This window comes from Litorivita sp. NS0012-18, assembly GCF_040371945.1.
GTDB lineage: Bacteria > Pseudomonadota > Alphaproteobacteria > Rhodobacterales > Rhodobacteraceae > Litorivita.
Genome location: NZ_BAABWS010000002.1, coordinates 532,027 through 555,484 on the forward strand (window position 1 = coordinate 532,027; position 23,458 = coordinate 555,484).

Annotated in this window: 18 protein-coding genes; 13 read left to right on the forward strand and 5 right to left on the reverse strand. The window is 63.1% G+C overall.

The features are described from left to right. Positions 1 to 102: 102 nt before the first annotated feature. Complete coding sequence (locus ABWV64_RS12205; RefSeq protein WP_353345582.1) at positions 103 to 3,855, reverse strand: efflux RND transporter permease subunit; 3,753 nt, start codon at positions 3,853 to 3,855, stop codon at positions 103 to 105. Then, positions 3,852 to 5,006 carry an efflux RND transporter periplasmic adaptor subunit gene (locus tag ABWV64_RS12210; protein WP_353345583.1) on the reverse strand — a complete coding sequence of 385 codons (1,155 nt, stop codon included), beginning with the start codon at positions 5,004 to 5,006 and terminating at the stop codon, positions 3,852 to 3,854. The genes ABWV64_RS12205 and ABWV64_RS12210 overlap by 4 nt, the downstream gene beginning before the upstream one ends. Positions 5,007 to 5,559: 553 nt before the next feature. On the opposite strand from ABWV64_RS12210, the gene ABWV64_RS12215 reads away from it, so the two are divergent. The 3 genes from ABWV64_RS12215 to der all read left to right on the forward strand — a co-directional run bounded on the left by ABWV64_RS12215 (position 5,560) and on the right by der (position 9,518). After that, complete coding sequence (locus ABWV64_RS12215; RefSeq protein WP_353345585.1) at positions 5,560 to 6,264, forward strand: tetratricopeptide repeat protein; 705 nt, start codon at positions 5,560 to 5,562, stop codon at positions 6,262 to 6,264. 161 nt (positions 6,265 to 6,425) lie between these two features. Then, on the forward strand, positions 6,426 to 7,757 hold the full coding sequence (locus ABWV64_RS12220; RefSeq protein ID WP_353345587.1) for a PQQ-binding-like beta-propeller repeat protein: 1,332 nt from the start codon (positions 6,426 to 6,428) through the stop codon (positions 7,755 to 7,757). Between the two features lie 273 nt (positions 7,758 to 8,030). Further along, positions 8,031 to 9,518 carry a ribosome biogenesis GTPase Der gene (gene der, locus ABWV64_RS12225; protein WP_353345589.1) on the forward strand — a complete coding sequence of 496 codons (1,488 nt, stop codon included), beginning with the start codon at positions 8,031 to 8,033 and terminating at the stop codon, positions 9,516 to 9,518. Between the two features lie 116 nt (positions 9,519 to 9,634). Here the strand turns inward: der and ABWV64_RS12230 are convergent, their stop codons facing one another. Together ABWV64_RS12230 and serS are read right to left on the reverse strand one after the other, a co-directional pair. Next, positions 9,635 to 10,393 carry a TspO-related membrane protein gene (locus ABWV64_RS12230; RefSeq protein ID WP_353345591.1) on the reverse strand — a complete coding sequence of 253 codons (759 nt, stop codon included), beginning with the start codon at positions 10,391 to 10,393 and terminating at the stop codon, positions 9,635 to 9,637. 313 nt (positions 10,394 to 10,706) lie between these two features. Beyond that, on the reverse strand, positions 10,707 to 11,999 hold the full coding sequence (gene serS, locus ABWV64_RS12235) for a serine--tRNA ligase (RefSeq protein WP_353345593.1): 1,293 nt from the start codon (positions 11,997 to 11,999) through the stop codon (positions 10,707 to 10,709). A 254-nt stretch (positions 12,000 to 12,253) separates the two neighbouring features. Here serS and yajC point away from each other — a divergent pair, with 254 nt between their 5' ends. The 9 genes from yajC (at position 12,254) to ABWV64_RS12280 (ending at position 19,399) form a co-directional block, all read left to right on the forward strand. After that, the gene (yajC, locus tag ABWV64_RS12240; protein ID WP_353345595.1) at positions 12,254 to 12,544 is read left to right on the forward strand and encodes a preprotein translocase subunit YajC; all 291 of its coding nucleotides are present in this window, start codon (positions 12,254 to 12,256) and stop codon (positions 12,542 to 12,544) included. Between the two features lie 180 nt (positions 12,545 to 12,724). Next, positions 12,725 to 15,391, forward strand: a complete 2,667-nt coding sequence (secD, locus tag ABWV64_RS12245) for a protein translocase subunit SecD (protein ID WP_353345597.1) — start codon at positions 12,725 to 12,727, stop codon at positions 15,389 to 15,391. Positions 15,392 to 15,420: 29 nt separating this feature from the next. Continuing rightward, positions 15,421 to 15,774, forward strand: a complete 354-nt coding sequence (locus tag ABWV64_RS12250) for an Mth938-like domain-containing protein (protein WP_353345599.1) — start codon at positions 15,421 to 15,423, stop codon at positions 15,772 to 15,774. Positions 15,775 to 15,814: 40 nt separating this feature from the next. Next, positions 15,815 to 16,450, forward strand: coding sequence for a heme ABC exporter ATP-binding protein CcmA (ccmA, locus tag ABWV64_RS12255; protein WP_353345601.1), 636 nt, complete (start codon positions 15,815 to 15,817; stop codon positions 16,448 to 16,450). Continuing rightward, positions 16,447 to 17,103, forward strand: a complete 657-nt coding sequence (ccmB, locus tag ABWV64_RS12260; protein ID WP_353345603.1) for a heme exporter protein CcmB — start codon at positions 16,447 to 16,449, stop codon at positions 17,101 to 17,103. The genes ccmA and ccmB overlap by 4 nt, the downstream gene beginning before the upstream one ends. A gap of 22 nt (positions 17,104 to 17,125) precedes the next feature. After that, the gene (locus ABWV64_RS12265) at positions 17,126 to 17,860 is read left to right on the forward strand and encodes a heme ABC transporter permease (protein ID WP_353345605.1); all 735 of its coding nucleotides are present in this window, start codon (positions 17,126 to 17,128) and stop codon (positions 17,858 to 17,860) included. Continuing rightward, positions 17,860 to 18,015, forward strand: a complete 156-nt coding sequence (ccmD, locus tag ABWV64_RS12270) for a heme exporter protein CcmD (RefSeq protein ID WP_353345607.1) — start codon at positions 17,860 to 17,862, stop codon at positions 18,013 to 18,015. The genes ABWV64_RS12265 and ccmD overlap by 1 nt, the downstream gene beginning before the upstream one ends. Beyond that, on the forward strand, positions 18,008 to 18,556 hold the full coding sequence (locus tag ABWV64_RS12275) for a DsbE family thiol:disulfide interchange protein (protein ID WP_353345609.1): 549 nt from the start codon (positions 18,008 to 18,010) through the stop codon (positions 18,554 to 18,556). Before ccmD ends, ABWV64_RS12275 begins: the two co-directional genes overlap by 8 nt. Before the next feature lie 294 nt (positions 18,557 to 18,850). After that, positions 18,851 to 19,399 carry a VPLPA-CTERM sorting domain-containing protein gene (locus ABWV64_RS12280; protein ID WP_353345611.1) on the forward strand — a complete coding sequence of 183 codons (549 nt, stop codon included), beginning with the start codon at positions 18,851 to 18,853 and terminating at the stop codon, positions 19,397 to 19,399. A 147-nt stretch (positions 19,400 to 19,546) separates the two neighbouring features. Here ABWV64_RS12280 and acnA read toward each other — a convergent pair whose 3' ends face one another. Continuing rightward, positions 19,547 to 22,297, reverse strand: a complete 2,751-nt coding sequence (gene acnA / locus ABWV64_RS12285; RefSeq protein ID WP_353345613.1) for an aconitate hydratase AcnA — start codon at positions 22,295 to 22,297, stop codon at positions 19,547 to 19,549. Between the two features lie 312 nt (positions 22,298 to 22,609). Here acnA and ABWV64_RS12290 point away from each other — a divergent pair, with 312 nt between their 5' ends. Continuing rightward, on the forward strand, positions 22,610 to 23,413 hold the full coding sequence (locus ABWV64_RS12290) for a DUF1223 domain-containing protein (protein ID WP_353345615.1): 804 nt from the start codon (positions 22,610 to 22,612) through the stop codon (positions 23,411 to 23,413). Positions 23,414 to 23,458: the final 45 nt, after the last annotated feature.

Sequence of the window (23,458 nt, forward strand, 5' to 3'; positions counted from 1 at the left end):
GCGCCAAAGTCAAGTATGCTTGGCCGCAGGCGCCTTTATGCGCAAAAAACCCGCTCGCGAGCGCGCGGGCGGGCGAGGGGCATGCGGGCCCAACGGCTTGCGTTATTCGGCGGCTTTGACGCGCGAGGCGGGTTTGGCAGCGGGCTTTGCCGCAGGCGTCACCGGCCCGCCCGCTGCCGCTTCGATTTCCCAGATCAGCTCGGGCGCCTTGACGCGCCGCGCCGCGCGCGACAGGGCGAGGTCCTGCGCCGCCTTGCTGGCGCGGCCCAAGGAGAGCGCCTTGAGCGCCCGCGCGATCCATCCCACATAGGTCACCGCCCAGATGCGCAGCGACAGCATCGCAGGCGTGAACACCAAGGTCAGAACCGTCGCAATCCCGAGGCCGAAGACCACCGCCGTGGCCAGTTGTTTCCACCAAAGCGCGGTGGGGCTGTCGATGCTATAGCCGCCTTGGCTGAAATCGAGCGACAGGCCGAACATCATCGGCGCAAGCCCCGCCATCGTGGTGATGGTGGTCAGCAAAACAGGGCGGATACGGTCCTCTGCGGTGCGCACCACGGCCTCGATACGGGGCATATAGGCGCTGTATTCTTGGTAGGTGTCGATCAAAACGATGTTGTTGTTCACCACAATCCCCGCCAAGGCGACGATCCCCGTGCCGGTCATGATGATCGAAAAACTTTGATCCATCACCAGCATCCCGATCAGCACCCCCGCCGTGGACAACACCACCGCCAAAAGCACCAGAACCGAGTTATAGACCGAATTGAACTGTGCCAGCAGGATGATGAACATCAACCCCAAGGCCCCCGCAAAAGCCTTCATCAAGAAGGCACCGGATTCGGCTTGGTCTTCTTGATCGCCGGTCCATTCATAAGAGATGCCATCGCCAAGATCGGCGCTTTGCAGCCATGTGGTGAGGGTTTCGATCCGCTCGTTCGGGGTCACCGGAACGGCGCTCACGTCGCCCGCCTGCGCCAAGCGCGAGAGGCTGCCAAGATCGCTGCCTTCGGCAAAGCTGATCGGGTCGAAATAGGGCCCTTCGCCGCCGATCTGCACCAGATCATGCCCCGCGGGCGCTTCGGCCTCGGTCTCATAGCTGCGCGCCACGGCGAGCATTTTTGGCGTCTCGGCGCTGTCCACCAGCTTGACCAAACCGGAGGCCACGCCCGCCTTGACGTCGAAATAGCGGGTTTGATCGACGCGGTTGATCTTGGCCAATTTGGCAACCGGCTCGCGGGTGATGAAATTCGACAAGGGCACCAGCCCGCCGGAGGTGCGTACCTTGAGCGTGTCGAGGGTCGATAGAACGCGGTCCTGTTGCGGCAGGCGCACGCGAATCTCGATTTCTTCGTCCGAGCTGTCCACCCGCATCGTATCGAGCAAAATGCCGCGCGTGACCAATTGCACCATCGCGCCCACGGTGACCACATCGGCGCCGTAGCGTCCGGCCTTTTCGACATCGACGTTGATTTGCCAATCAATGCCGGGCAGGGGCAGCGTATCCTCAACGAGGGTCAGGCCGGCGGTTTGCTCGAACTGTTCGCGGGCCTTGGCCGTGGCGGCCAAAAGCGCGTCCATATCGTCGCCCTTGATCCGAAGATGCACCGGTTTGGCCGAGGCCGGACCGCGCGCCTGCGCCAGAATTTCGATCTTGGTGCCAGGCAATTGTTCCAAGCGTTCGGTCAATTCGGCGATCACCACATCACCGTCAAGCTCGGCAACGCCCGCGCGGTCTTCCCACGGGATGGTTTCAAGCTGCACCTGACCGATGGTATCGACGGGCGGCTGCGCCCCGCCGGTGTTGTTGTTGAGCCCGCCGTCGCCCGCAAAGGCAAAGGCATTGAGCACGCCAGGATGGGCGAGAACCACCTCTTCGGCGCGGCGCACCAGCGCGTCCTTTTGTTCAAGCGACAGGTTGCCGCGGGCGCGCACATAGACGATGGCTTGCTCCGGCTCGCTTTCGACGAAAAACTCGACGCCTTTGTTGTTGGCGCCGAAATAGGTCATCACGGACATCACGAAAAAAATCACCGCTGCGATGGTGACCAAGGGCATGACCGGATTGCCCGCGATGAGTTTGATGAACACGCCAAAGGGCGTGCGGCGGCGGCCTCCGCGCACGCGTTTCGCCTTGCGCTCGATACGCGCCGCGCTCAGCGTGATCGACGAGGCCGTGGTGCCCAGCATGGTCAATACCGCACCAGGCAAAAGCGCGATAATCCCCGTGCCGACAGGGCCGAACAAATAGGCCGGATTGAGCAATTGCATCAACCCGATGAAGATCAGGTAGAGCGACGGCGGCACCAAGGCTGCGCAAAGCCACCACGGCGCGGCGGCGCGCAAATTATCGGCGACATTGCCGAACAGGCGGCTCATCCGCCCCGTGACCCCGCCCAGAACCGGCAGGTAGACCAAGGCCACAACAAGCGAGGCCGAGAGCACGAAAATCAAGGTGACCGGCAACATTCCCATGAATTGCCCCGGCACCCCGGGCCAGAAGAGCATCGGCAAAAACGCGCAAAGCGTGGTTGCGGTGGAGCTGACCACCGGCCAGAACATCCGCTGCGCCGCCTCGACATAGGCATGCATCGGGCCGGAGCCTTCATCGATGCGTTTGTCGGCATATTCCACCACCACAATCGCGCCATCGACCAGCATCCCCACCGCGAGGATCAGGCCGAACATCACAATGTTGGAAATCGTGATCCCCATCATCGCCAAAAGCGCAAAGCACAACAGGAACGAGGTCGGGATGGCAAAGCCGACCAAAAGCGCGGGGCGCATGCCCAAGGAGGCCAGAACCACGATCATCACCAAGGCAATGGCGGTCAGCACCGAGCCTTGCAATTGCTCGACCATCGATCCGACGACGCGGCTTTGGTCGTTGGAGGTGCCCACTTCGACGGCGGTGCGCAATTCGGCGGGCCATTCGGCGCGCGCCTCCTCGATCGTGGCGCGCACCAATGCGGTGGTGTCCAGAAGGTTGAACCCCTTGCGCTTGACCACCTGCAGCGCCACGGTCGTCTCGCCGTTGAAACGCGCCGCGCCCAGACGGTCCTCGAAGGTCAGCCGGATTTGCGCCAGATCGCCCAAGGTCACCACGCGGTCGCCATTGGTTTTCACCGGCAACGCATAGATGTCGCGCGGCTCGTCAAAGGAAGAGGGGATCTTGACCGCGAATGTGCCCTGCGCGGTTTCCACCTCGCCTGGCGCGATCAACTGGTTGTTGTTTTGCACGACACTGATCAATTCGGCCGCCGTGACGTTATAGGATTCGAGCCGCAAAGGATCGATCACCACTTCGACCATCTCGTCGCGGCTGCCCGCGATACCGGCCTCAAGCACCGGCTCTAGCGCCTCAAGCCGGTCTTGCAGGTCCTTGGCGTATTTGGTCATCGTGCGTTCGGGCACGGCGCCGGTCATATTGACGATGATGATCGGGAACTCGGAGAAATTGATCTCGTTGATCGTGTATTTTTCCACACCGTCAGGGAATTGCGCCTCGGCGGTGGACATCGCATCGCGCACATCGGCGATGATCGAGGTCTTGTCCCAGCCGAATTCGAACTCCAGCGCCACACCGGCATAATTCTCTGCCGCCGTGGCCGACATTTTCTTCAGCCCGTCCAGATCGGCCAGTTCGGTTTCCATCACCTTGACCAGCGCGGTTTCGGAATCGGCCGCCGAAATACCGGGGAAGGGGACCGAGACGAACAGCGCGGGGATTTCGATGTCCGGCTCGCCCTCTTTGGGCAAGGTCGCATAGGCATAGGCCCCGACGAGGATCGACAGGGCGATAAAGGCGATGACCATACGGGCGCGCTGTGCGGCCCAGTCGACGATCCCGATCATTGTTGAAGCTCCGCAGCATTGCCCGATGTGACGGGCTCAAAGCTGGCGCGCACGGTGATACCATCGGTGACATATTCTTGCCCGATGATGATCACGTCTGCCTGATCGGGCAGGCCGGAAAGCCAGACGCCTTCGGCGGTGTCGCGCAGCAACTGGGTGGGCACGAATTTGGCGGTGTTGTCCTCGGTGATGATGCGCACGCCCAAGGCGCCGCTATCGGCCAAGGTGAGCGCCGATTGCGGCACCAGATGCGCCATGGTCCCCGCCGCCGCGATCAATATCTCGGTGGTTTGCCCGTCGCGGATCGACATATCGGCATTGGGCACCTCGATTTCGGTGCGGAAGGTGCGGGTTTGCGGATCGGCAGAGCGCGACAGGAAGCTCACCGTGCCGGTGACCTCGCGCCCGTCGGTGAGCCGCGCCCCCGCCATGGCGCCAAGCGTCACGCGGTTGACCTCGGTTTCGGGCACAAAGCCGACCAGCTTGATCGGGTCAAGCTGGATCACCGTGGCGCAAAGCCCGCCCGCTTGCAAAAGCGTGCCAAGCTCGGCGGTGTTGGCCTCCAGCAGCCCCGCAAAAGGCGCCTCGATCTGAAGCCGCTCGATATCCTTGGCCGCCGCTGCGAGCCGTGCCTGCGCGCTTTGCATCGCGGCGCGGGCGCTGGAGAGGCGGGTTTGCGAGGCATAGCCGTCTTTGGACAGCTTCTCGGCCTGCGTCATTTCGATCTGCGCCGAGGCCACGGCGGCTTCGGCCTCCGACAGCGCCGCTTCGCGCGTGCCCGGATCCAATTCGCACAGCAATTGCCCCTCGCCAACCACCGTGCCCTTGGGCAATGGCTCGGAGATCACCGTGCCCGAGGTCTGCGCGCGCAATTCTACCTCGCGCGCGGCCTCGGTCTGACCGCGCAAAATCACGGCGCTGCCGATCTCTTGGGCGGCGGAATGCACCGCAATCACGCCGACGGCCTTGCTGCCCGAGGCGGCGGTGGGCGCGCGGCTCTCGGGGGCGGCATCTGTCTTTGCTTGGGCAGCCTCGGTGTCGGCGGCGGCTGGGGTGACACCGGCGAATTCCATCAGCGTGTCGCGCTTGAGAACCACAAGGAACAAAAAGGCCGTCACGAGAATGGCGGTGAGGATCGGGATAGGGCGCATCGGTGGTCTGTCCTTTTGAACCCGTCTGCCTCGCGCTATGCGCCACGGAGCTTGGCACGGCCAAAGCTTGGGCGGACGGGGCATTTGCGGGTATCGTCAGGCCGCATCGGATCGCGGCATCGGAAGGGGTTTGAAATTGGGTTGCGTTTCGGGCTTGGTGCGCTTGGCGCACCGGCCATCTGTGGCCTCGGGTGAATCGGGATCGCGGGCGCAGGGGCCAGCGGGCGGCGGGTGCTAAACTGTTCGGTTCAGAATAGGACTTTCTGTAGGTCAGGGCAAGCGCGCCGATCTTGGCACGGCTGGGGCGGGGCGGTGTTTGGCGTCGTGCTGCAAAATAGTGCAAAACAACTCGCGCAAGAGTAAGGGCAGAATGGGGCAAAGCGGTGCAATGTTTACGGTGTTTACATTGATTGGCCCCGCTTGCCAAGCCCTGCGGCGCGCGGGGGCGTGCGGGGGCGCAACGCCGCGCACGGCACACGTCGGGCGCGGCCTTGGTCTTGGCAGGCGCACCCCCCTGCGTTAAGAGGGGCAAAACCTTTGGGGGGCGAGCACAGTGAGCGATACCGATTCCTTTATTGATGAAGTGACCGAAGAGGTCCGCCGCGACCGGCTTTTCGGTTTGATGAAACGCTATGGCTGGATCGCGGTTCTGGCGGTTTTGCTGATCGTGGGCGGGGCCGCCTATAACGAGATCAGCAAGGCCCGCGCCCGCGCCTCGGCGGAAGACTTGGGCGATCGCATCTTTGCCGCGCTGCAAAGCGACGACAGCGCCGCGCGCGCGGCGGCGTTGGAGGCGATCACGCCCGACAATGACGAAAGCGGCGCGGTGGTTGCGATGCTGCGCGCGTCCGAACTCGACAAGGCGGGCGAGCCCGAGCAGGCCGCGCAGGCGCTCAAGGCTTTGGCCGCGCAACAGGACGTTCCGCAGATTTATCGCCAGATCGCAGCCTTCAAGGCCCTGTCGGTGCAAGATACCACGCTCTCCATCGAAGAGCGCCGCGCCGGATATGAGGCGCTGGCCGTGGCGGGCGCGCCGCTGCGTCTTCTGGCCGAAGAGCGGCTGGCGCTTTTGGATGTCGAGGCGGGCGATACCGAGGCCGCTTTGGCGCGGCTCTCGGACTTGCTGCAAGACGCCGAAACCGGCAACGGACTGCGCCGCCGCGCGACGGGGCTGGTGATCGCCTTGGGCGGCGAGATGCCTGCCGCACCGGTCAGCCTTGGCGCCAGCACCGCAGACGATACCCGCTTGGAGAACTAACCGGCCACTTACCGCCACTCTCTACGGCCAAGGGGCGCGCGTGCCGATGCGCCCCGCAGCCCCGCGCCGCCGTTCTTTGAGGGGACTTGGCGCGCGCGGCGCATCGCGGTAAGGTCGGCGCACAAACGGGCAGTCAGACCCGATAGATGTCAGGAGCAGCGATGCAAAAGAAGTGGATCACAGGGCTGATGGGCGGCCTGCTTGCCGCAACCGTTCTGAGCGGCTGCGACGAGAGCGAGATCATCTTGCAAGGCAAGCGCGAGAACCCGCGCGCCATTCTGGGCGGCGTTGAAAACACCGACGTGGCCCTGCCCGAAAACACTGTCGCCGCTGTGAACCTGCCCACGATGCGCCAGAACAGCGATTGGACTCAAGGGCCCGGAAGCCCCGCAACGCGTACCGATCACGCCGCTTTGTCGGCTACCCCCGCATTGGTATGGAGCGCCAATATCGGCCAAGGCGACAGCCGCCGCGGCCGCATCACCGCCGATCCCGTCGTCGCAGGCGGGCGCATCTATACGCTCGACAGCCAAGCCTTGGTCAGCGCCACATCAACCGCTGGCGTACCGCTGTGGAGCACCGATCTTGTCCCCGCACATGACAGCGGCAAAGACGCCTCCGGCGGCGGTCTGGCCTATGCGGATGGCACGCTTTACGTCTCTTCGGGCTTTGGCCGCCTGACCGCATTGGACGCGGCCACGGGCGCGCAGCTTTGGCAACAAAAACTCGACGCCACCGGCAGCGGCACCCCCACCGTCAAAGGCGATCTGATCTATCTCGTCGCGGGCGATTCGACCGGTTGGGCAATCGAGCGGCGCACAGGCCGTGTGCGTTGGCAAATCGACGCGACGCCCGACATCAACAATATCATGGGCGCTCCGGCCCCCGCCGTGACCGACCAATTCGCGCTCTTCGCCTTTGGCTCGGGCGAGGTGCAGGCGACCTTTGCCGCAGGCGGGCTGCGCCGTTGGGATGCGCTGCTCACGGGCAAACGCGCCGGTTTCGCCCGCGCGGAAATCTCCGACATCACCGGCGATCCGGTGATATCGGGCAATACGGTTTATGTGGGCACCAATTCGGGCCGTCTCATCGCGCTTGATCTGGGCAGCGGCGAGCGTTTGTGGACCGCCGAGCAAAGCGCCCAAAGCGCGCCTTGGGTCGCGGGCGGCGATGTCTTTGCCATCAACGACAGCAATGAATTGGTCCGCCTGACCGCCGCCACGGGCGAGCGGGTGTGGAGCGTCAAGCTGCCGTTTTTCACCAAAGGCCGCCCGAAGCGGCAGCGCGAGATTTTTGCCCATCACGGCCCCGTTCTGGCCGGTGGCCGCTTGCTCGTGGCCTCCTCGGACGGGATTTTGCGCAGCTATGATCCCAAATCGGGCGATCTTGTCGCGCAAACCGACCTGCCTGGCGGTGCGACCACCGATCCGGTCGTTGCGGGCGGAACCGCCTATGTGGTCAATACCAAAGGCCAGCTTCTCGCGCTGCGCTAGGGCGCGCGCGGCGGGCCGCAGCATAGCTGCGCGCGTTTGACCCCTGTCCCGCGCGCCGCGCGGACGGGGCTTCGACCGCGCATCCCGCTTGGGCCGTCTTTGACTGATCCGCGCCGCAGGTCTGCGCGCCCGTGCCTGTGCCCCTTGCGCGCCCCTGCACGCCGCGCTCCAACACCGCGCTGCGCGCCGCATCGCGCGCCAAAACCAATTTGGGGTTTGCGCCGCGCCGCATTAGATGTAAGAGACCCGCTTGACCTTCCTCGGAGCCAAGTCATGAGTTTCACTCTCGCCATCGTGGGCCGCCCCAATGTGGGCAAATCCACGCTTTTCAACCGCCTTGTCGGCAAACGCCTCGCCTTGGTCGATGACCAACCGGGCGTGACGCGCGATTTGCGCGAGGGCGCGGCCAAACTGGCCGACCTGCGCTTTACCGTGATCGACACGGCGGGCCTCGAAGAGGTGACCGACGACAGCTTGCAAGGGCGCATGCGCCGCCTGACGGAACGCGCCGTCGATATGGCCGATGTGTGCCTGTTCATGATCGACGCGCGCATGGGGATCACGCCCTCCGATCTGGTCTTTGCCGATATCTTGCGCAAACGCTCGGCCCATGTGATTTTGGCCGCCAACAAGGCCGAAGGCGCCGCCGCCGATGCAGGAGTGATCGAGGCCTATAGCCTCGGGCTGGGCGAGCCGATCCGCCTCTCGGCCGAACATGGCGAGGGGCTGCATGATCTTTATGTCGAGTTGATGCCGCTGCACGACGCCTTTGCCGAGCGCGCCGAAGCGCAAGAGCCCGAGGTCGATGTCGACCTGCCCGAAGAGTTCGAGGACGAGGATTGGGACGCGGAAGAGATCCCGCCCTATCCGATGCCGACCGAGAAAAAGCCGCTGCAGATCGCCGTGGTGGGTCGCCCCAATGCGGGAAAATCCACGCTGATCAACCATATCATCGGCGAGGACCGTCTGCTCACCGGACCCGAGGCGGGCATCACCCGCGATGCCATCTCCTTGCGCTTTGATTGGGACGGTATCCCGTGCAAGCTCTTCGACACGGCCGGTATGCGCAAACGCGCCAAGGTGCAGGATAAGCTGGAAAAACTGTCGGTTTCCGACGGGCTGCGGGCGGTGAAATTCGCCGAGATCGTGATCGTTTTGCTCGATGCGGCGATCCCCTTCGAGCAGCAGGATTTGCGCATTGCCGATCTGGCCGAACGCGAGGGCCGTGCGGTGATCGTGGCGGTGAACAAATGGGATCTGGAAGGCGATAAGCAAAACAAGCTGCGCGATCTGCGCGAAAGCTTCGAGCGTCTCTTGCCGCAACTGCGCGGCGCGCCTTTGGTGACCGTTTCGGCCAAAACCGGCAAGGGGCTCGACCGGCTGCACGGCGCGATCGAGCGCGCCTATGAGGTGTGGAACCGCCGCATCACCACGGCGCAGCTCAACCGCTGGCTGGCGGGCATGGTCGAGGCGCATCCGCCCCCCGCGCCGCAGGGCAAACGGATCAAGCTGCGCTATATGACCCAAGCCAAAACCCGCCCGCCCGGATTTGTGGTGATGTGCTCGCATCCCGATAAAATGCCGGCGAGCTATACGCGCTATCTGGTCAACGGGCTGCGCACGGATTTCGATATGCCCGGCACGCCGATCCGGCTCTATATGCGCTCGCAAAACGATGCCAACCCCTTCAAGGGCCGCAAAAAAGCCGCGCCCTCGAAGCTGCGCAAACATATGGGAAGCAGCAGACGCTCCGAGAAATAGCGCGGGCGTTGGGCGGTGCGCGGCAGATGCGCGCCGGATGCAAGAGGGTCAAAACCCTCAGGGGGCGGCGCGCTGAGCGGCCGCCCCTTTGCTTGAAGGGCGGCGTAGCCTTGGCGCTATTCGCGCCGCTGCGCCCAAGCGGCGCCATGGGCGGGCGGTTTGGAGGCGCTCGACAGCTGCGCCGCGATCGCCCCGATCACCAAGGTGCACAGCGCCAGCACCCAGACATTGCTGCTTTGCAAACTCGTGCCGGAATTGGTGACACAGATCCCGATCAAGGCCCAAACCACCGCCGCCCCGTATCCGCGGCTCATCGGTTTGCGCTTCAATACGTAGAATGTCATCAAGGCCGTCGCCGACAGGCTGATCAACGCGGCGCCTTGCGGCCCCACTACCCCGTAGCCTGCCAATACCAAGGCCACCGACAGATTGGCCGCCGCCGTCAGCCAACCCGCATAAAGCCCCAAGGGCACATCCAAGGCCCAAGGGCTTTCATCGGGCGCGCGCAACAGCGCGACAATCGCGCCGAGCGCCATAATCCAGATCATTACCGTGGCGAGCAGCGGCGCTTGCTGCGCGGCGGGGATCCACAAGCTGCCGACCGCCAAGGACACGATCAGCGGCGCGCGGGTCTGCTCCCACCACGGATCATGGCGGCGCTTGAGCAGGCCAAACCCCGCGCTGGCAATCAGCCCCAAATAGATCACGCCCCAAATGGCAAAGGCATATCCGGCGGGCTGCGCGGGCGGATTGGTTTGCGCAATGGGGAATTGATCGGGCTCGAACCCGTTGAACCCGCTGGTCACCAGAGGCGAGAGGGCGAAGGTCAAGCTCACGACGAGCAGCAGATAGGCTTTCCAAGAGCGATGTGACATCAAAGACTTCCTGACGCTTGCAGCGCCGGTTGAACGCGTGCTGAGCCGTCTCGCAGATCGATGCGCCGCGCGCTGATCGAGCATGGCGAAAACTGGTTAAGGCCTGCTTAACACAAATCTCAACACAAATATGGATTTCAAATATACCATATAGGGGATTGCGCCGGATTTCCATGCCGCCGCCGATGTTTGCACAACACCATACGCCCGCGAAGGGGGCGCGCCGATGCGGCGGCCCAAGCCGCGCCTTCTGTGGATAACGGCGCGGCGAAGAGCGGCGCCCGCCTCGGGCACAGCGCCGCGCGCGCCGCGATCACGCCAGCGCGCCATCCACGCCCAAAACGGTTTTGCCGCCCAGATAGGGGGCCAAAACCGCGGGCAGCTTGACCGATCCATCGGCTTGTTGGCCGTTTTCCAAGATCGCGATGAGACAGCGCCCGACCGCAAGGCCCGATCCGTTCAGCGTGTGGACAAACTCCGGCTTGCCGCCGCCCGCCGGTTTGAACCGCGCGTTCATGCGGCGGGCCTGAAAATCGCCCGTGGTCGAGACCGATGAGATCTCGCGGTAGGCATTTTGCCCCGGCAGCCAGGCTTCGATGTCATAGGTGCGTTTGGCCCCGAACCCCATATCACCGGTGCAAAGCTGCACGGTGCGGTAAGGCACGCCGAGATCCTCCAAAAGCGCCTCGGCGCAGCGCAACATGCGCTTTTGCTCGGCGTCGCTCTCGTCCGGATGGGTGATCGACACCATCTCGACCTTTTCGAACTGGTGCTGGCGCAGCATGCCCGAGGTGTCGCGCCCCGCCGATCCGGCCTCGGAGCGGAAACACAAAGTATGCGCCGTCATGCGCAGGGGCAGGGCCCCCTCGTCCAAAATATCGCCCGCCACCGAATAGGTCAGCGTGACCTCGGAGGTCGGGATCATCCACCACCCGTTGGTGGTCTGATAGCTGTCATCGCCGAATTTGGGCAATTTATCCGTGCCATACATCGCCTCGTCGCGCACCAACACGGGGGTGTTATGCTCGACAAGGCCGTTTTTATCGACATGGGTGTCGATCATGAATTGCGCCAAAGCGCGGTGGAGACGCGCCACCGCGCCGCGCAGCACGACAAACCGCGCGCCCGAGAGTTTCGCGCCCAGATCGAAATCCATCGAGGCCGCCACCGAGGCCAGTTCGAAATGCTCTTTGGCGTCGAAATCAAAACTTGGCGGCGTGCCCCATTTGGCCACCTCGACGTTATCGCCGTCATCCGCGCCGTCGGGCACATCGGCGGCGGGCAGGTTGGGAATACGCGCCAGCATATCGGTCAATGCGGCGTCCTTGGCCTTGGCCTCGTCGGTGAGGCGGGCGATCTCGGCTTTTTTGTCGCCGACAAGGGCGCGCAGACGCTCGAATTCGGCCTCATCGCCGCGCCCTTTGGCGGCGCCCACTTCCTTGGAGGCTTTGTTTTGCTCGGCCTGCGCCGTTTCGGCGGCGTGGATCAAGGCGCGGCGCGCCTCGTCGAGGGCCAGAATCTGGGCCGACATCGGCGCATCCCCACGGCGGGCAAGCCCTGCGTCAAAGGCCTCGGGGGTGTCACGGATCGCGCGAATGTCATGCATGGGGTTGCATCCTTGGGAATGAATCACTTGGCCCGTCTTATGACCGATTTTGCCGCGCGGCGGAACCGTATCCGCGCGCCCGCGCCGCCCGCAAAGGCCGCGCCGCGCCGCCGCCCCGCCAAGAGGCGGCGCTTTTGCCGTGCAAAGCGTGCATTTGCCGCCTGTGACGCCTTGCAAATACGCCGCGCCGCACATAGGTTCCGCAACAATCCGCGCGGGGGTGTCCGCGCCAAACATAAAAAGAGGACGTCCCCATGCAAGGTGGCAATCTGGCCCAATTTGTTCCGCTGATCCTGATCTTTGCGATCATGTATTTCCTGATGATCCGCCCGCAGCAAAAGAAGCTCAAGGAGCATCAGGCGATGGTCGCCGCCCTGCGCCGCGGTGATATGGTCGTCACCCAAGGCGGATTGATCGGCAAGGTCACCAAGGTCAAGGACGACAATGAGGTCGAGATCGAATTGGCCGATGGCGTCAAGGTCCGCGCCGTGCAAAGCACCATCGCGCAGGTTTTGTCGAAAACCGAACCCGCCGCAGGCGCATAGGGCCGCAAGGCAAGTATCAGGGAAGGGGGCTACGGCCCCTTTTTCGCCCTTTGGGGGCTGGCCGCCACATCCGACCTACGGGTCAAGTCAAGGCCGCGCCAGCAAGGGCAGGGACGAAAGCACATCGGCGCCGCGCCGCCGCCGCTTTTGCAAGAACAGTAAGACGAGGAAGGCCGCGATATGCTGCAAATTGATCTGTGGAAACGCATCACGATCTGGGGATTGGTGGCGCTGGGGCTGTTTTTGGCCCTGCCCAACGGGTTCTACCCGCGCGTGGAGCGGCACAATGACGCCGTGGCCATCATCGAGGCGCGCGCCGCGGGCGATCGCGCCGCCGACAAGCCGCAGTTCAGCGACGCCGAACTGGCCGAGGATGCGGCGCTTTGGCCCTCCTTCCTGCCCTCCGGTCTGGTCAATCTTGGCCTCGATCTGCGCGGCGGGGCGCATTTGCTCGCCGAGGTGAAGCTCACCGATGTTTACGGCACCCGCGTGCAAGCCATGTGGCCCGAAATCCGCGATGTTTTGCGCGCCGAACGGGCCACCGTCGGCACCATCCGTTTGCAACCGGCCTCGGACGATACCCTGCGCGTGCGCATCGGCAATGCCGAAGGCGCGGCGCGCGCCGCCGAATTGGTGCGCGGCTTGGCCCGCCCTGTTGTCTCGCTTTCCGGCGCGGGGGCCTCGGACATTGATGTCGAGGTGCAAGGCACCGATATCGTCGTCACCTTGTCGGAGGCGGAAAAGCTCGCCACCGACGAGCGCACCATGCAGCAAAGCCTTGAAATCATTCGCCGCCGCATCGACGAGGTCGGCACCCGCGAGCCGACGATCCAGCGCCAAGGCAGCGACCGCATCTTGATTCAGGTCCCCGGGATCGGCAGCGCGGCCGAGCTCAAACAGATCATCGGCGTCACCGCGCAGCTGACCTTCAATCCCGTCGTCAGCCGCACCACCGATCCCGACACCCGCGCCGGTGTCGGCAATGTGCTTTTGCCCTCGGTCGATGACGCGGGCACCTATTACATCATCGAAAAAGCCTTTGTCGTCAGCGGCGAAGACCTTGTCGATGCGCAGCCCAGCTTTGACGAGAATGGCCGCCCTGCGGTGAACTTCCGTTTCGACACCACCGGCGCGCGCAAATTCGGCAATTACACCGCCGAAAACATCGGCAGCCCCTTTGCCATCGTGCTCGACAACGAGGTGATCTCCGCCCCCGTGATCCAAAGTCATATCGCGGGCGGGTCGGGCATTATCACCGGCAATTTCTCGGTCGAGGAAAGCACCAAACTGGCCGTGCTCTTGCGCGCGGGGGCCTTGCCTGCAGGGCTCGATTTCCTTGAAGAACGCACCATCGGGCCGGAATTGGGCGCCGATAGCATCGAGGCGGGCAAAATCGCCTGTATCGTGGCCTTTGCGGGCGTGCTGCTGTTCATGGTGCTCAGCTATGGCACCTTTGGCATCTTTGCCAATCTGGCGCTTTTGGCCAACGTTGCCCTGATCTTTGGCCTGCTCTCGATGATCGGCGCGACGCTGACCTTGCCTGGGATTGCGGGGATCGTTTTGACCATCGGCATGGCGGTCGATGCCAATGTTCTGGTGTTCGAGCGGATCCGCGAGGAAATGAAAACCGCCAAAGGCGCGGCGCGCGCGATCGAGCTTGGTTATGAAAAGGCGCTTTCGGCGATTGTCGACGCCAATATCACCACCTTCATCACCGCGCTGATCCTCTATATGGTCGGCTCCGGCCCTGTGCGCGGCTTTGCCATCACGCTGGGCCTTGGCATCATGACCTCGGTCTTTACCGCCATCTTCGTCACCCGCCTGTTTGTGGTCTATTGGTTCGAGCGCAAGCGCCCCAAACAGGTGCTGACCGGCCGCAGCCTCAAACTGGTGCCCGAGACCACCAATTGGGATTTCTTCCGCCGCTGGCGCATCACCATCGGGGCCTCGGTCTTGCTGCTTCTGGTCTCGGCCTTCAGCTTCACCACCCAAGGGCTCAATTTCGGCATCGATTTCCGCGGCGGCACCACGATCCGCACGCAAAGCGCGACGCCGGTCGATATCGCCGCCTATCGCGGGGCGATTGATACGCTGGGCCTTGGCGATGTGACCATCACCGAGGTCTTTGACCCGACTTTCGACGCCGATCAAAACGTCGCCATGGTCCGTATTCAGGCCCAAGACGGCGAAGAATCCGTCTCGCAAGAGATGATCCTCGCCGTGGAAGGCGCATTGCAAGAGACCGCGCCCGATATCAAATTCGTCTCGGTCGAATCGGTCGGGCCGAAAGTGTCGGGCGAATTGATCCAGACCGCGCTTTTGGCGGTGGTTTTGGCGATTGCGGCGGTGCTCTTCTACATCTGGCTGCGCTTTGAATGGCAATTCGCCGTGGGGGCGGTTGCGGCGCTGGTGCATGACGTCTTGCTCACCATCGGGGTGTTTGCGGTGCTGCAAATCCGCTTTGATCTGGCGATCATTGCCGCGCTTTTGACCATCGTGGGCTATTCGCTCAACGATACGGTGGTGGTGTTTGACCGCGTGCGCGAGAACCTGCGCAAATACAAAACCAAACCCCTGCGCGAGGTGCTCAACCTGTCGATCAACGAAACGCTCAGCCGCACGATGATGACCTCGGTCACCACGCTATTGGCGCTGATCGCGCTGTTTGTGCTGGGCGGGGATGTGATCCGCGGCTTTGTCTTTGCGATGATCTGGGGCATCTTTGTCGGCACCTATAGCTCGGTCTTTGTGGCCTCGACGGTGCTGGAATGGCTCGGCGTGAAGCGCGATTGGTCCAAGCAAGACACCGGCGCGGCGGGCACGCAGTTCGGCGATGTGGACGCCTGAGCCACGCGCGCACAAGCAGGAGGGCGGTCATGCAACTCACCGAAGTCACCTATAAGGACGCCGTGCCGATCGACAGCTATGGCCCCGGGTTCTTTCGCATCAAAAACGAGGCGCTGATGGGTCATGTGATCGTCACAGCCACCGGCGCGCGGCTTTGGGGCGGGCTGGAGGATGAGGCGGCTTTGCTGGCGCTGGCGGGGCAGGTGGATGTGCTGTTCATCGGCACCGGCGCCGAGATCGCCCATATCCCCGCGCCGCTGCGCGCGCGTCTCGAAGCGGCCGGATTGGGCGCCGAGGTGATGAATTCGCCCGCCGCCGCGCGCACCTATAATGTCCTCGTCAATGACGGGCGGCGCGTGGCGGCGGCGCTGTTGACGGTGTGACGCAGTTTGCAGCGTCGCTGCAATAGGTTAAGCATCTGCCATGAACATGCAACCGACCCAGCTTTGCGTTGAGAACCTCGCCGTCGCGCGCGGCGGGCTGGCCGTGCTTGAGGGGGTGGGGTTCACCTTGGATCGCGGCGAGGCGCTGATTTTGCGCGGACCCAATGGCTGCGGCAAGACCACGCTTTTGCGCACCATCGCCGGATTGCAACCCGCCCTTGGCGGGCGCATCAGCATGGAGCGCGAGGACATGGCCTATGCGGGCCATTCCGACGGGATCAAAGCGGCGCTGAGCGTGACGGAAAACCTGCGCTTTTGGGCCGATATTTTCGCCGCCCGCGACCGCGTCGGCGCCGCCATGGCGGATTTCGACCTTGAGGGGCTGGCGGAGCGCTTGGCCGGCACGCTGTCGGCGGGGCAAAAACGCCGCCTTGGCCTTGCACGGCTCAGGGTGACGGGGCGGGCGCTTTGGATATTGGACGAGCCGACGGTCTCGCTTGATGCGGCCTCGGTCGCGCTCTTTGCCAATGCGGTGCGCGCCCATCTGGCGGGCGGCGGCATGGCGCTGATGGCGACCCATATCGACCTCGGGCTGGCCGAGGCGCGGGTGCTCGACGTCGCGCCCTTCCGCGCCAAGGCCCCCGCCATGGATGATTTCGACGAGGCCTTCTTGTGAGGGCGCTGCTGATGCGTGATCTGCGCCTTGCGGTGCGCGCGGGGGGCGGCTTTGGCCTTGGGCTTGCGTTTTTCCTCATTGTGGTGGTGCTCATCCCCTTTGCCGTCGGCCCGCAAAGCGCGCTTTTGTCGCGCATCGCGCCAGGTGTCTTGTGGATCGGGGCGCTACTGGCGTGCCTGTTGTCGCTCGACCGGCTCTTCGCGCTGGATTGGGAGGATGGATCGCTGGACCTGCTGGCCACCGCGCCTTTGCCGATGGAGGCCATCGTCTCGCTCAAGGCCTTGGCGCATTGGCTGACCACGGCGCTGCCTTTGGTTTTGATCACGCCGCTCTTGGCGGTGCTGCTCAACCTGCCCGCCGCAGGATTTGCCCCGCTGCTGCTCTCGCTGTTGCTGGGCACGCCCGCGCTCAGCGTCATCGGCACCTTTGGCGCGGCGCTCACCGTGGGGATCAAACGCGGCGGCCTGCTGATGAGCCTGTTGGTGCTGCCGCTCTATGTGCCGACGCTGATCTTTGGCGCAGAGGCGGCGCGGCGCGGCGCGACAGGCATGGATTACGCCACGCCGCTGGTGCTTTTGGCGGGGATCACCTGCGGCACAATCGCGCTTTTGCCTTTTGCCTCGGCTGCGGTATTGAGGGTAAACTTGCGCTGAGCGGCGCAGGCAAGGAGGAAGAATGGCATCGATCTGGTCCTATGCGAACCCGAAGAAATTCATCGAAACCACCGACCGTGTTTTGCCCGCCCTGTCGGTGCTGGCCTTGGCCGCATTGGTGGGCGGGTTGGTATGGGGGTTTTTCTTCACGCCCGATGATTACAAACAAGGATCGACGGTCAAGATCATCTACCTGCATGTGCCCGCCGCTTTGATGGCGATCAACGCGTGGATGATGATGCTGGTGGCCTCGCTGGTCTGGATCATCCGCCGCCACCACGTCAGCGCCTTGGCCGCCAAAGCCGCCGCGCCGGTGGGGGCGGTGATGACGGTGATCGCGCTGGCCACGGGGGCGATCTGGGGTCAACCGATGTGGGGCACATGGTGGGAATGGGACCCGCGGCTGACCTCGTTTTTGATCCTGTTTTTGTTCTACCTTGGCTATATGGCGCTGTGGTCGGCGATCGAGGATGACGACACCGCCGCCGATCTGACCGGCATCTTGTGCCTTGTCGGTTCGGTCTTTGCGCTGCTCTCGCGCTATGCGGTGAATTTCTGGAACCAGGGGTTGCACCAAGGCGCCTCGCTCAGCCTCGACAAGGAAGAGAATGTCGCCGATGTGTTCTATTACCCGCTGCTTTTGTGCATCGCGGGCTTTGTTTTGCTTTTTGTGGCGCTGGTGTTCTTGCGCACGCAAACCGAAATTCGCGCCCGCCGGATGCGGGCTTTGATGGCGCGTGAAAGGCTCGATGGCTGATGGTTGATCTGGGAAAATATGCCACCGAGGTTCTGGCCTCTTACGCGGTGTCCATCGCCTTGCTGGCGGCTTTGGTCGCGATGAGCGTGATCCGCGCCCGCCGCGCGCGCCGCCAATTGGCGCAGATCGAAGAGCGGGTGAAGCGCAATGGCTAAACTCTCGCCGCTGATGGCCGCCCCGCCGCTGATTTTTGCAGGCCTCGCCGTGATGTTCTACGTCGGGATGCAGCGCCAAGACCCCGATGCGCTGCCCTCGGCCCTGATCGGCAAACAGGCCCCCGCCGTGAGCGCCGTGCCCTTGGGCGATCTGCCCGCCTTTGCCGATGCGGACCTGCGCGATGGCAGGCTGCATCTGGTCAATTTCTGGGCCTCATGGTGCGCGCCTTGCCGTGTGGAGCATCCCAATCTGGAGGCTCTGGCCGCCGAAGGGGTGCAAATTTTCGGCGTCAACTATAAGGACAAGCCAGGCAATGCCCTCGAATTTCTGGCCGAACTGGGCAATCCCTACGCGGCCGTGGGCGCCGATGACGCGGGGCGCATGGCGCTCGAATGGGGCGTTTACGGCGTGCCCGAAACCTATGTGATCGACGGCGAAGGGCGCATCGTTCTGCGCTTTGCCGGACCGATCACCCAAAGGGTCATCACCGATCAAATCCGCCCCGCCATCGAGGCGGCCAAAGCGGCATCGCAAGACTGAGCCTTAGCCGCAGCGAATCGGGTTCTCCGGCGGGCGCACCGCGCGAGCGGGCAGGCGGGTTTCGGGGGCAGGCGATCCTGACTTGCCGCCGCCCCCCGCGTCTTTGACCTTGGGGAAATTGGTGCCGGCGCGCGCGGGCATTAACATTTTGTTAATTATTCACTTTTGGACTGGCAGCAGGCAGGCCTCTGACGCGGGGATCGGTGCTTGGGCGGCACGATAGGGCGCAATTGCAGACCTATTCAAATTATGTTATATTTGTGGCAATTATATTGCAATATTTGGACAATTTAGATGAAACAGACTGCACTTATTTCTGCGCTTTTGGCAGGGCTTAGCCTTTCTGCCACGGGCGCTTCGGCTCTGACCGTTCCATCCGAAACCATTGATTTTGGCACATCGGCTGGCACCGGTAGCTATACCGAGGATGGCTTCACGTTTGACAGCGCCAATCTTAACGAGAGCAGCAATTGCCCCGGCGGCGGGGCCTGTTTGATGCTCAACAATGGCGCCTATAGCGATGCTGCCATGACCTCTGCGGATGGCGCGTTCTATTTCCACGGCCTGTCCTACGCCTTCAATAGCGCGGGCGGAGGCAATTCCTTCACGGTTTTTGCCGATGTCGGCCCGCTGATCACCATCTACGCCGCAGACGGGTTGACGGGGACGCTTTCGCTCTCGCCGACCTTGATCTCGGTGCAACTGTCGCTGTCCCATGGCGGCGGCGGCAATGTGCGCATTGATGACATCATGGTCAGCGGCGTGCCCTTGCCCGCAGCGGGCGGCATGTTGCTCGCGGGGGTTGGCTTGCTGGCTGGGCTGCGCCGCCGCAAAGGTGCCTGAAGAAGAACTGGCTGCGCCGCATGCGTCAGGCGCGGGCCTTTCAGAACCGCAGATGCGCGCCGTAGATGCAGAGCGCAGATACACGGCATAGATACAAAAAGGGCCGCGTCATCTCTGACGCGGCCCTTTTGTTTTTACGTCACTGTCTTACGACTTGGCGAGGTTACGCAGCACATAGTGCAGCACGCCGCCGTTCTCGACATATTCGATCTCGGGCGCTGTATCGATGCGGCACTTGAGCTGGATGGTTTTGGTCGTGCCATCCGCATAGGTGATCTCGCAAGGCACGTTGGACAAAGGCTTCAAATCCCCTGCCAGACCAGAAATCGACACGGTTTCCTTGCCGGTCAGGCCCAGCGATTTGCGCGTGTCGCCGCCGGTGAATTCGAAGGGGATCACACCCATGCCAACGAGGTTGGAGCGGTGGATCCGTTCGAAATTCTCGGCGATCACGGCCTTCACACCCAAAAGCGCGGTGCCTTTGGCGGCCCAGTCACGCGAGGAGCCCGCGCCATATTGCTCACCTGCGAAGATGACCAAAGGCGTGCCTGCGGCTTGATAGGCCATCGAGGCGTCAAAGATCGAGGTCTGCGCGCCGTCGGGACCATGGGTATAGCCGCCTTCAACCCCGTCGAGCATCTCGTTCTTGATGCGGATGTTGGCAAAGGTGCCGCGCATCATGACTTCGTGGTTGCCGCGGCGCGAGCCGTAGGAGTTGAATTCGCGCACCGGCACGCCGTGTTCGGTCAGATATTGACCGGCAGGGGTGCTGTCCTTGAACGAACCTGCGGGCGAGATGTGGTCGGTGGTGACCATATCGCCCAAGATCGCCAGAACCTTGGCGCCCGAGATGTCGGAGATCACACCGGCCTCGGCGCCCATGCCTTGGAAGTAGGGCGGGTTTTGCACATAGGTCGATTCGGGCGGCCAGTTGTAGGTCTCGCTGTCGACGGTCTCGACGCCCTGCCACTTCTCGTCGCCTTTGAACACATCGGCATATTTCGACATGAAGGCTTCGCGGGTGACGGTCTGCTCGACCAGATCGGCGATCTCTTGGTTGGTCGGCCAGATATCCTTGAGGTAGATGTCCTTGCCTTCGGCGTTTTGCGCAATCGGATCCTTGGAGATGTCGATATTCATATCGCCCGCCAAAGCATAGGCCACCACGAGGGGGGGCGAGGCGAGGTAGTTGGCGCGCACGTCGGGCGAGATGCGCCCTTCGAAGTTGCGGTTGCCCGACAGAACCGAGGTGGCGATCAAATCGCCTGCGGCAATGGCTTCGGACAATTCGGGCTGGATCGGGCCGGAGTTGCCGATACAGGTGGTGCAGCCGTAACCGACAAGGTTGAAGCCGACCGCGTCGAGGTCCTCTTGCAGGCCCGCGGCCTCAAGATATTCCGACACGACCTGCGATCCGGGGGCGAGCGATGTTTTCACCCAAGGCTTGCGGTTCAACCCCAATGCGCGCGCTTTGCGAGCGACAAGACCCGCGCCGATCATCACGTAGGGGTTGGAGGTGTTGGTGCAGGAGGTGATCGAGGCAATCACGATCGACCCGTCGGTCAGCTCATAATCCTCGCCCTTGACGGGGTGGGATTTGCGCGGATCGGCAGGGGCGGTCGGGGCAGGGCCTTCGGCGGCCATGTCCTGCGCATCTGCGGTCGCATCGGTGCCGCGATATTCGGAGACGACATTCATGAAGGCCGCAGCGGCCTGATCCAGCGCGACATAGTCTTGCGGGCGCTTGGGACCGGAGATCGCCGGAACAATGGTGCCCATGTCGAGCGTCAATGTATCGGTGTAGATCGGGCTGTAATCCGCATCGCGCCAGAAGCCGTTTTCCTTGGCATAGGCTTCGACCAAGGCCACGCGCTCTTCGTCGCGGCCGGTGTTGCGCAGGTAGCGCAGGGTCTCGCCGTCGATCGGGAAGAAGCCGCAAGTCGCGCCGTATTCGGGCGCCATATTGGCGATGGTCGCACGGTCGGCCAGAGGCAGACGGTCCAGACCCGCGCCGTAGAATTCGACGAATTTGCCGACAACGCCTTTTTCGCGCAGCATCTCGACAACCTTGAGCACCAGATCGGTGCCGGTGGTGCCTTCGACCATCGCGCCGGTCAATTCAAAACCGATGACTTCGGGGATGAGCATCGAAATCGGCTGGCCAAGCATCGCGGCCTCGGCCTCGATCCCGCCAACGCCCCAGCCCAGAACCGCCAGACCGTTGACCATCGTGGTGTGGCTGTCGGTGCCGACCAATGTGTCGGGATAGGCGACTTCATCGCCGTTCTGGTCGGTGTCGGTCCAAACGGTTTGCGCCAGATATTCGAGGTTCACCTGATGGCAAATCCCGGTGCCGGGGGGCACAACGCGGAAGTTGTTGAACGCGCCCTGACCCCATTTGAGGAACTGGTAACGCTCCATATTGCGTTCATATTCGCGGTCGACGTTCATTTGGAACGCGCGCGGGTTGCCGAACTCGTCGATCATCACCGAGTGGTCGATGACCAGATCAACAGGGTTGAGCGGGTTGATCTTTTGCGCATCACCGCCAAGGGCCTTGATGCCGTCGCGCATCGCCGCAAGGTCCACAACCGCCGGAACGCCGGTGAAATCCTGCATCAACACGCGGGCAGGGCGATAGGCAATCTCGCGCGGGTTCTTGCCGCCTTTGGCACCCCATTCGGCGAAAGCCTTGATGTCATCGACCGAAACCGAAAACCCGCCGTCTTCAAAGCGCAGCATGTTTTCCAGCACCACTTTCAAAGCAGCAGGCAGGCGCGAGAAATCGCCAAGTCCGGCCTCTTGCGCGGCGGGGATCGAGTAATAGGAAATGGATGAGCCGCCGACACTGAGCGTTTTGCGTGTCTTGGCTGTGTCTTGTCCGACTGTGATGGGCATGGTTGGCCTCCCTTTCGGTGTGAAACAGGGTTGTGCTGGCTCGCTTCTGCCGTATTGGCGCGGTGCAATCAAGAGGGGAATTGCGGTTTTGTATACCATTGCACACAATTTTTACCCCCTGTTCAGACTTAGGGCGTTATTGAGCGTGATTGCACAGGCAGCAGGCAGCAGAAAATTAAACATTTCCAAGCGCAGCGCTTGGCCCCCCTGTGCCTCTCACGCCGCAGGCACGCGCTCTCTCGAAACCTTGATTGGTTATTTCAATCGCGCCTGTCTAAGAAGAGAAGACCACAAGAATAAAGGCGCATCTTCATGGGTTTGATCCACCGCATCTCCTCGTCCAAACCGCAAAGCGCGACCCTTGCGCTTGCATCGCGCCGCGCGGTTCTGGCCGGTATGCTGCGCCTTTGTGCGCTGGCCGCGCCGCTGATCGCGGCAGGGGGCATTTGGGGCGCGGATCGCGCCGCCGCCCAAGAGCGCAGCCCCGTTGTGATCGAGCTTTACACCTCGCAAGGCTGCTCGTCCTGCCCGCCTGCCGATGCCTTGATGCGCGATCTGGCCAAACGCGCCGATGTCATCGCCCTGTCCTTGCATGTGGATTATTGGGATTACATCGGCTGGAAAGACAAATTCGCCGATCCCGCCTTTACCGCGCGCCAACGCGCCTATGCACGCCAAGCCAAACACCGCTCGATTTATACGCCGCAGATGATTGTCGGCGGCACCGATCATGTGGTCGGCACCCATGCCAAGGATGTCGCCGCGCTCATCGCGCGCCACGGCGCCAAAGCGCCCGCGCTGACCCTGAGCGCCGCGCGCTCGGGCGCGCGTATGCAGGTGTCGGCCCCCGCATTGCGCGCGTCGCGCCCCATGGTGGTGCAAGTGGTGCGCTATACGCCGAGCGCCTCGGTCAAGATCCTGCGCGGGGAAAATGCAGGCAGAACAGTAGATTACGCCAATATCGTCACCGAATGGAGCCGTGTCGGCGAGTGGGACGGGCGCGCGCCTCTGATGATGGATGTGAAAATCGGCGGTGATGCGCCCGCCGTGGTGATCGTGCAAGAGGTGGCCAAACGCGGCCCTGGTGCGATCCTTGCCGCGGCCCGCGTCAAGTAAACCCAGCGGCCCGCTGCTGCCGGCTGACGACGCAGGCCCGCGCGC